The sequence below is a fragment of the Agriterribacter sp. genome (genome assembly GCF_035444585.1).
Taxonomy (GTDB): Bacteria; Bacteroidota; Bacteroidia; order Chitinophagales; family Chitinophagaceae; genus Agriterribacter.
In genome coordinates this window covers 4,233-14,109 of sequence record NZ_DAOMOZ010000129.1, presented here as the reverse complement: position 1 = coordinate 14,109, position 9,877 = coordinate 4,233, and the positions used below count along the sequence as shown (strand labels likewise).

The 9,877-nt window shown below is 44.3% G+C and carries 9 protein-coding genes; 2 read left to right on the top strand and 7 right to left on the bottom strand.

The window, feature by feature from the left end:
- The 7 genes from PLH26_RS13870 to PLH26_RS13840 all read right to left on the bottom strand — a co-directional run.
- A partial coding sequence (locus PLH26_RS13870; protein WP_324586626.1) for a serine hydrolase domain-containing protein occupies positions 1 to 964 on the bottom strand: 964 nt, incomplete at its 3' end.
- 365 nt (positions 965 to 1,329) lie between these two features.
- The gene (locus tag PLH26_RS13865; RefSeq protein WP_324586625.1) at positions 1,330 to 1,686 is read right to left on the bottom strand and encodes a cupin domain-containing protein; all 357 of its coding nucleotides are present in this window, start codon (positions 1,684 to 1,686) and stop codon (positions 1,330 to 1,332) included.
- A 102-nt stretch (positions 1,687 to 1,788) separates the two neighbouring features.
- The gene (locus PLH26_RS13860) at positions 1,789 to 2,646 is read right to left on the bottom strand and encodes a helix-turn-helix transcriptional regulator (protein ID WP_324586624.1); all 858 of its coding nucleotides are present in this window, start codon (positions 2,644 to 2,646) and stop codon (positions 1,789 to 1,791) included.
- Positions 2,647 to 2,767: 121 nt separating this feature from the next.
- A complete protein-coding gene (locus PLH26_RS13855) occupies positions 2,768 to 4,585 on the bottom strand; it encodes a DUF885 domain-containing protein (RefSeq protein WP_324586623.1) in 1,818 nt (605 codons plus the stop codon).
- 221 nt (positions 4,586 to 4,806) lie between these two features.
- Complete coding sequence (locus PLH26_RS13850) at positions 4,807 to 5,526, bottom strand: alpha/beta fold hydrolase (RefSeq protein ID WP_324586622.1); 720 nt, start codon at positions 5,524 to 5,526, stop codon at positions 4,807 to 4,809.
- Between the two features lie 109 nt (positions 5,527 to 5,635).
- Complete coding sequence (mddA, locus tag PLH26_RS13845) at positions 5,636 to 6,373, bottom strand: methanethiol S-methyltransferase (RefSeq protein ID WP_324586621.1); 738 nt, start codon at positions 6,371 to 6,373, stop codon at positions 5,636 to 5,638.
- Between the two features lie 372 nt (positions 6,374 to 6,745).
- On the bottom strand, positions 6,746 to 7,612 hold the full coding sequence (locus PLH26_RS13840; protein WP_324586620.1) for an AraC family transcriptional regulator: 867 nt from the start codon (positions 7,610 to 7,612) through the stop codon (positions 6,746 to 6,748).
- A 578-nt stretch (positions 7,613 to 8,190) separates the two neighbouring features.
- Here PLH26_RS13840 and PLH26_RS13835 point away from each other — a divergent pair.
- The gene (locus PLH26_RS13835) at positions 8,191 to 8,658 is read left to right on the top strand and encodes a low molecular weight protein-tyrosine-phosphatase (protein ID WP_324586619.1); all 468 of its coding nucleotides are present in this window, start codon (positions 8,191 to 8,193) and stop codon (positions 8,656 to 8,658) included.
- Positions 8,659 to 8,682: 24 nt separating this feature from the next.
- Positions 8,683 to 9,877, top strand: a 1,195-nt coding sequence (hisS, locus tag PLH26_RS13830; protein ID WP_324586618.1) for a histidine--tRNA ligase, incomplete at its 3' end; no start/stop codon positions are given.

Sequence of the window (9,877 nt, the reverse complement as noted above, 5' to 3'; positions counted from 1 at the left end):
AGGCCTGCTGCATTTCGCGAACGGAACTTCGTTTAACCGGCCCCGTTTCCTTATCATTGCGCGGCGGCCATGCCGATAAATGAAAAGTCATGTATTTGCTAAAGTCTTCTATTGAAGTGATCAGTCCGCCCATTGCGCCGTACACTCCATCGTGCAGCAATGCTTCTTCCTGCCAGTTGTTCTCGTGCCACCTGTAGCCATGCGCCAGCAACCCGGCAGCCGCTTTTGTATATTCCCAAATGGTATGATCCATGCCCAATGGCTTCAAAATGGTATTGGTAATATATTCCTGGTAAGGTTTTCCCGATACTTTGGCAATGATCTCTCCCAGCATGGCAAAGCCCATGTTGCTGTATTCATAGGCAACACCGGGCGCATTGGAAAAGGAGATGCCTTTCTGCAGCATCGCCACGAACACATCATGCGTGATATCCAGTTGCCTGTCGCCCCAGGGGTTGTCTTCCGGAAAACCTGCAGAATGCGTGAGCAGATCCCGGATAGTAATGGATGGCGCATCGGTGGTTAACAGGCGTATATCGTTGAGCGCAGGAATATACAAGCCCGCAGGGTCATCCAGCCTGAGCCTGCCTTCATCGCGCAAACGGAGTATCGCCATCGCCGTGAAGCTTTTCGACATGGAGGCTATGCGGAACAGCGAAGCTGAACCAGCCGGTATTTTCTCAGCCAGATTTGTATAGCCTGCGCTACCGGCATAGAGCAACCCGTCATCCACCACAATGCCAAAAGCCATGCCCGGGAAACGGTTTTCCCGTGCATGATCTTTGTACATTTTTTCAATAGCCGGGAGCAGCGCTTTAATTTTTGCAATCCGTGAAGCATCCTTAAAAACCGGAGGCTGGTAAGTGGAAGCGTTGGATGCAGGAACGTGCTGCGCCTTTATGAGCAGGGAAGGTAAAAGCAAAAAAATAAAGAGTGCCTTCGGTACCCGGAAATTACAATGCATGGATTTCAGTTTCAACTAATATAATGGATAAAATCCGAAGCCGGAAGAGAAGAAACAAATCACAAACAACAAAAACCAAATAAATTTCAAATCCGAAGCCATAAGCTCTAAATCCAAAGAATACAACGATAAACAAAAAATCATAAACCAAAAACTAAAAGAAAATGACGGGAGGTGAAAGATTCATTCTTTAAGAAGCGGTCTGACCCTCCTCAAGTCGGGTACCGACCGATTCTCCTCTCAAATTTCCAATTTTTATGCTCTCCGGAGACTGCTTTAGTCTCCACATCGCATGTTTATCAGTGATCGTATAATATCGCTTTTACATTCACCTGCCCGACCTTTAATCTTCCATATAAATCCTTCTATTGCTCTTTCAGATAAACAAGCAGGAGCTTCGTTTCGGCATCCCCGGTATTGATGGCTGTATGGGTGCCGGCATCAAACCACAAAGCGGCGTTTGCAGGAATCTGAGCTTCCTGTTTTTTACCATCCGGGGTGGTGATCAAAACTTTGGCATCGGTAAGCGCTACGGTCAAATGCGGTTCGTGGAAGTGCATCCCCCGCCCGCAAACATTCGCTTTGGGACTGGCAACAAATTCAACCACTTTCACTTTGTCATTGTCTACCAGAATCTTCCCGCTTTCGTTTTTGTTACCACCGCTTTGAGCAAATGAAACCAAAGAGCAAAAAATCAGCGATAAAAACAATAAAACTTTCATACCTGAAATTTTTTGTGATGAATAAATAATTGACCCACCACAAATCTATACGGCACCCGGCAACAGGACTTTGCTTAAAAGTTCAATCTTTTTACTTTAACGTTACTTCCTGTAATGTGCCGGAGAAATACCGTACCTGTTTTTGAACACCCTGCTGAAATGCGCGTTATTGGCAAAGCCGTTTTCAAAGGCAATATCACTGATCGGCTTTTGTGTGGTCATTACCTGTGCCTTGGCGCGGGCGATCCTTTTTTCGGCAAGCCATTTCCCCGGCGTGGTGCCGTAAAATGCCACGAACTCCCGTTTAAAAGCAGATAAACTCCTGTTGGCCAACTGGGCATATTCCGAAAGCTTCAGATTATACATATAGTTGGCTTCCATTATTTCCCAAACCGGCGTTACATTGCCATCTGCAAGGTTGTTGATATAAGAAAGAATATTTTTGTTTTCAGGATTGATAAAAACATTATACAGTAATTCCTTTAGCTTGATCTCAAGGATCTTTTCCGGAAGCGGCGCTGCCTGGTCAAAATAAGGGAGAAGGCTCTCATAACAGGCCCTGATGCGGTCATTGATATGTATAGAGATCATCATTTCCGTTGGTGGAGATGGCAAGCCGCCCAACGGTAAATCTGCCCTGAATTCGTCAAATATTCTTTTCAGGTAATCGTCCTTAATATAAAATGCGAGCAATTTCCATCCCACGATATCGTCACTCATTTCCTGCAGGAACCCGGCTCTGCGCAGCAGGAAGCCGGAATTTTTGTTGATATGATAAGTATAATCCCCCTGGTGGAAAATTCTTCCGCCGTTCAGCGAAAAGGTAAACTGGTTATAGGTGGAATGCAGTTGAAGGATCTTCTCCTTCTGCGGGCATTTGTAATACAGGAACAACACGTCCTTTACGGAAAATTGCCGGAATATGTCGGGGTTGGACCTGTGAAATTCGTATAAGTTCATCTGCTTTTTATTTTACCGATAAGTATCATTCGTAGTTACTGTTTTATATTCTTAGCTTTTTTAATTTAAATATTCCTGTATCAATGTTTTGCTATCGGGCTATTGCGCCATGTACTCAAAATCATTTATGCTGCCCGGCAGCCCATTCGTCCATTTCCGATTCCAAAATTTTAAGCGGTATTGCCCCTCCGCTCAGAAGTTCATCGTGAAAAGCGGCAATGTTAAATTTGCTGCCCAATTCCTTTTCATATTTATTGCGCAGTTCCATGATCTTTAATTTGCCGATCATATAAGCAAGCGCCTGCCCTGCATCAGCCATGTATCTTTCCACCTCTGACGTAACCACCTCTTTATCCAATGCCGTATGATCCAACATATATTGTATTGCCTGTTCCCTGTTCATCTTGTTGCTATGTATACCGGCATCTATTACCAGGCGCACAGCACGTACCATTTGCCAGTTCAGCGCCTGAAAATATTGGTAGGGATCTTTATACAGGCCGAGCCGCCTGCCCAACGATTCGCAATAGAAAGCGTATCCTTCCTTGAAAGCATCATATTGGGAAAAGCCAAATTTCCGGAATTTGGGAAGTGAAGTGTTTTCGGCCTGTAAAGACATTTGGAAATGGTGTCCGGGAATGGCTTCATGCAGAAACACATTTTCCATATCCGACGCGTTGAACGTTTCCGCCTTGGGAATAGGTACATAAAATATGCCTGGCCTGCTACCGTCAGGCGATCCCGGCAGGTATTGTGCCACCGCATTGGCAGCTTCCCTGAACTTTTCGGTTTGCCGGATTTCAAACTTTGTTTTCGGAAAATGATTGAAGAGTTGGTCAATATGAGCATTCACGATTTGATGAATGATTTCAAACGAATCCAACACCTGCTGCGGTGTTTTGAACGGAAAGAACCGTTTATCGGCCTCAATAAATGCAAACAAGTCTTTCAGGCTGCCTTTAAAGCCAATCGCACTTTTTACGCTATCCATCTTGTGAGTGATCTTTGCAACCTCGTCCAATCCTGTCTGATATACCTGATCCGGTGTAAGTTCTATGCCTGTGAAGTACTTTATATCATATGTATACATTTCCTTCCCGCCGGGAATACCCGACAGTCCCGATGTAGCGCTTGCATTGGGCAAATATTCATTCTTCAGGAAACCAGCAAGCTTTTTATACGTGGGAACGATTTCGTTGAAAATGGCCCTTTTATATGCCGCCGCTATTCGCAGGCTGTCTTCCGCGGAAATATCACCGGGCATATTACGCACCGGCGTGTAAAAGATACTTTGTTCGGGGTCTGCTACAACTATCGCCTGCATTTGCGGGATCATTTTCACAACCAGTGATTTTGGCAATACTACCCCTGCTTTTATTCCCTTCCGGAAATTGCCGACAGCTGAGTCTGCCCATTCAGTAAAATCATGGATACGGCTTAACCAGTTCTCACAATCCTTTACTGTATTAAAGGGAATAAAAGTCCTGCCCGAACCTGCTACCGCTATCAGTACGGGCATGCTGGTAGATTGATTAAAAGGCATCATCCAGTTATTCAGGCTAAGCGATTCCAATCCCATTTTGATGTTGTAGACAAAAATGTCGTAGTTAATCTTATTTTCTTTTGTAAGTGCAGCCCTGTTAAAAGTCTTCATCGTATCCAGATAGGCCTGATAATGCCTGCTTTCCAAATTGCGAAAAGCCTGAGTTGCGTCATTTACCAGGGTATCGTTGTAACGGTTATCTCCCGTAAAAGTAGCTATCGCAGGATTCAGCTTCAGATAGCCCTCCCAGTAATTGCCAAAAACATCTTCTAACCTTTCGTTGGCAGCAGGATCACTTGCTCCCGTACCATTTTTGTTTTGACTTTGGTTTACACATGACGTTGAGATCAGCCAAATAATGCCTGTGCTGAACAACAATAAATTTCTTTTTTTCATTTTATTATTTTTTATACTAAAATCTTTTCCAATTATATTCCTTTAATCTTTTAAACTCTCCCTCAACGCCGCAAAAAATGCTTCCGGCTGTTCCAGCCACGGAAAATGCCCGGATCGCTCTATATAAAATATGCGGGAATGTTTCAGCCGCTCGTTCAGCCGCTCCTGTGTACCGCCGTTCACCGGATCCTGGCGGCCCTGGATGATCCTTACAGGCAGATCTAAAGCATAAACCCGCTTGCCGATATCAAAGGTTTTGAAATGCGGATTGTGTATGAATGCATTAAAAAACACATCGTTTTGCAAATAGGGGATTTCTTTTTTGGCACATTGGCAAATAACAATGACGCCTTATCATGGTCGTAAAAATAGCCCCTGAACCAGACCTTTGATATTTCCAATGAATTTGGCGAAGGATCCTTTGACAGGGAATCCAGTTCCGTCATATCCTGTTGGGTCAGATTCTTATTGATGTTATCCTCATAATATTTCAGGAAGCTGTTATCCGTACCGGCAGTGGCTATCAAAATAGCTTTTTCGGTGTGTTTCGGATGTTGGATAGCATAATACAACGCCGTGTGGGTAGCCCAGCTATGGCCTAAGACCGTCCATTTATCAATATGCAGGTGCTGCCGCAGCAGTTCCACATCCTGCACCATATTGTCCTGGTTGACCCAGGTGGAATCCGGTTTTTTGTACAGCGAATGCCCGGTTCCCTGGAAATCAATAAGAATGGTTTTATAGCCTTGAAGGGAATCCGAAATGCCTCGCATGTAATAACCGGAATAGCCGGGGCCACCCGGTAACAGTACGACCGGGTTCTCTTTTCCTTTGGTATAATAATGGATATAGCCGGTGGCTGTTTTTAATGAGTCGTGCACATATTGGGCATTGGTGTTTGCGATAACCAATGAGAGCGTGAATGCTAAGAGTATCTTCATTATGTTCCGTTTTATTCTTGTTGACCTCCTTAGTCTCCGTGCGGCTCTATATTCGGAAGTTTCTTATTGTCGCGTACATAATAGTCAAGAAAGTTTCTGCCCAAGATCGTTATCTTCTTCTGCTTTTCGTAAACGGGATCAGCATGGGCACTTCCTTCTGGTATCGCTTGTAGGGTTCTCCCAGTTGTTTGGCGAGGTCTCTTTCTTCCAGGAATTTTACGGATATCAGAATGTACGCCGTGGTCATGATGGAGAAATATAAATGACCAATGGTCATTACGGGTGTAGCCCAAAAGGCGATGATAAACCCAAGCATAAGCGGATGCCTGATCACGGCGTAAAAATATCTTTTGGTAAAGGATAAGGGCTGCGACGCTTTTTGCCGTAAACTTTCATACACCTGTTTCAGCCCAAAAAGATCAAAATGATTAATCATAAAGGTGGAAAGAAAAACGACCATCCAACCTAATGCAAACAATCCCCACAGCACCGTGATAAGGGTACCGTTTTCCGTGTTCCAGACAACACCGGTCATAGGCTGCCATTGCCAGAATAGCAGGATCATTACAAAATTAGTGGCCAGCACATAGGTAGAGCGCTCTATAGATTGGGGAATGATCCCCGTCCACCATCTCTTAAATGCCGGCCGGGCCATTACCGCGTGCTGCACGGCAAATAAGGTCAATAAAATGGAATTGACAATAAACGCCTCCATCACCGATGAATCGCCTCCCACATCAATGGACTTCGGAACGTATATATTGCCAACAAAACCAATGGCGTACAGGAATACGCCGAGAAAAACAACATAGCAGAGCACACCATAGATAAAATAGATCACTTTCATGAGTTTATATTTTAGTTTTTAGTATTGAGTTGCCGATGGTTTAAGATCGCCCGGTCACGATATCTCAAAATCCGGGTGCCCGGTTTGTGATAAAGCAGGATCATGCCTGTTGGCAATGTTGCTATACATAAGGGACTGCCTTCTGTACAGTGACCGTGGTGCTGTCAATCAAACTGATATTCTAATATTTCCCTGCCCGTAGCGCTATCCTTTATGTTAACGGAATTGCCGGAACGCATGCAGGTGCTCACGAGAGTAGGGAATGCTGCTTGTTTACCCCTGGCAAAAACAAGTAAGCCTGCCGGGTTGCCATGATGATGTGATATTCAAAACTAAGAAAGCGGGTATAAAAATTACTGTACAAATCGGACATTATTGTAAGGAATCGGGAAAGTCCAGATAAGATTGCATCATAGGGTTGACATCCCGGTAGAACTGAGAGGGGGGAACGAACAATTTTTCCCTGAAATCACGTGCCAGGTGCGCCACGTCGTAATAGCCCGCTTTAAAAGCGATACCCTGCAATTTGGCTCCGGGATTGTTTTTCAGTAATTCCATGGTGAAGTGAAGCTGCCATATTTTGGCATACGACTGTGGTGAGAGGCCTACTTTCAATAAGAACTGGCGGTGCAGGGTCCGTTCGCTCATACAGCACTCCGTTGCCAGCTTTTTTACCTGGATAATACCTTTTTTACTTATGATCTTATTGACTGCATGATAAACAGGATCGCGCAGGTAAACCGACTTATCCGGTAAATATTTGGAGAAGAAACCTTTTACACCCGGATCGTTAAGCGTACGGGCAGATGCATTCGCCTCCAGTTGCCGAAGCGGCCGGCCTTCTCTATCGAAAATGTGGCTTAACCGTACCTGCCGGTCAGTAAGCTGATACATGGGTATCCGAAGAAAATGATACCCGATAACGGGATGTATCTTCATGGCATATCCACCGCCTGTGCCCTGCTGGCCCGTAATCAGCATTCCGCGCGAAAGAAGCCCCGTAATATAAAGATGGTGGGGCAAGTCTTCGGAAAGGTCATAATTTAAAAAACGAAGAGTAAAATCATCGCCGAAAAAAAGATTGAAGATCAGGTAACCGGTAGAAGGAAAGATAAACCTGACCATGTCCTTAAAAGAGATTTCCACTTTATCGAAGGAAAAGCTGTAATCGCGTACCACTTTAAATCCTGCATGGATCTTCAGGTCATAAGAGGGATCGGAATCCGGAGAATACTGCATGACATGGCATCGTTTTGATCTACAAAATAAAAAAAACAGGGTATCTATTCAGATCAGCGGCACGAAATCTGAAGACTGCTGTCCCGAAGGCTGAAAGGATAGACTTGTTTGACAACTGGCTACCGATAGCCATAAAGCACTAAGAACCAAATCACCCTGCTGTTCGGAGTCTCGTCACTCCGCACTTACTATGTTCTCCGGAGATTGCCAGTCTCCATATAACAACTGCTTTATAAACACAAAACTATAAGCGCTTTCACCCGCATATCCGAAGCCCAAAGTCATAATCCCAAAACCTGAACAAGGTACAGAGGGAAGCATCAAAAAACAAATAACAAGAAACAAACTTGTCCGCCGGGGCGGATAAATTTCAAATCCGAAGCCATAAGCTCTAAGTCCGAAGAATACAACGACAAACAAAAAACCATAAACCAAAACCAAAAGAAAATGACGGGAGACGAAATATTCATCCTACCTGAGAAGCGGTCTGACTCTCCTCATATCGGGTACCGACCGCTTCCAATCTCCAATTTTAAATCTCAAATCCTAAGGTTTACCTTTGTCGCGATTTTTTAGCTATGAAGATATTAATGGTATGCCTGGGTAATATTTGCAGGAGCCCGCTGGCAGAAGGTATTATGGAAAGTAAAATAGAACAGGCACGGCTGAGCTGGCAGGTAGACAGCGCCGGCACCAATGGCTATCATGTGGGTGAGCCCCCGCATCGCCTGTCGCAAAAAGTAGCGCTTATGCACGGGGTTGATATCAGCGGGCAACGTGCAAGAAACATTACCGGCAATGATTTTGACGAATTTGACATCATTTATGTGATGGCAGAGGATGTTGCAGATGAAATAAAATGGAGAACAGGGAAAAAATTCAATCCAGCAAAAGTGAAGCTGCTGATGAATGAAGTATACCCCGGCCGTAATATGGATATACCAGACCCCTGGTACGGAGCTGAGCCTGGCTATCATAAAGTATTTGAGATGATCAACAAAGCATGTGACAAGATCATTGAGCGTTATGCCATACCAACAAAATAATTTAGCATTCAATATTACAGCAGCATGAGCAAACCCGCCATTCCTCAGGGCACAAGAGATTTTGGAGCCGATGTTGTAAGAAAAAGAAGCCATATCATCAATACCATTAAAAACGTATTTGAACTGTATGGTTTTGAACCATTGGAAACGCCTGCTATGGAGAACTTAGATACGCTGATGGGAAAGTATGGGGAAGAAGGAGATAAGCTGATTTTTAAGATCCTGAACAATGGGCTGGCTGATCCCAAAAACACAGATAAAGCAAGAGCGGCTTTTGAAAATGTATTGCATGGAAAGAATGATAAGAATCTTACCGAACGGGCTCTAAAATATGATCTCACCATTCCTTTTGCCCGTTATGTAGCAATGAATCACGGTCAGCTCACGTTCCCGTTTAAACGCTACCAGGTACAGCCGGTGTGGCGGGCCGACCGCCCGCAAAAAGGAAGGTACCGTGAGTTTTATCAATGCGATGCCGATGTAGTGGGTAGCAATTCTCTGTTAAATGAAGTGGAGCTTGCAAATATTTATGCCACGGTATTCGAAAAATTAAAGGTTGATGTTGATATTAAGATCAACAGCAGGAAAATATTATCGGCTTTAGCCGAACTGTGCGGCGGCACAGAGAAATTAACGGATATCACCATTGCCATTGACAAGTTAGACAAGACAGGGATTGAAAAAGTGAAGGAAGAATTATTACAAAGAGGCTTAAATGAAAACCAGGTTACTGTTATTAGCCGGTATTTAGATATTGACGGCGATAACACAGAAAAGATCAATAAAATAAAAGAGCTGCTGGGCACAACCATCGCAGGTGTAAAAGGCATAGAGGAGCTGGAATACATATTGAACTACCTGCCATCTGTAAACAGTACGCAACAGCTCAGCATTGACTTTACGTTGGCCCGCGGACTGAACTATTATACCGGGGTCATTTTTGAAGTGAAAGCAAAAAATGTTCAGATGGGCAGCATTGGCGGCGGTGGCCGCTATGACGACCTCACCGGCTTGTTTGACGTCCCCAATATTCCTGGTGTGGGTATTTCATTTGGCATAGACAGGATATATGATGTAATGGAAGAACTAAAGCTATTTCCGCAGGAAGTGCACAGGGGTACACAGGTATTGTTTTTCAATCTTGGCCGGGAAGAAAGTAAAAAGGCTTTCGTATTGATGCAGCAACTGCGCGATACAGGAATATGCTGCGAATTGTACC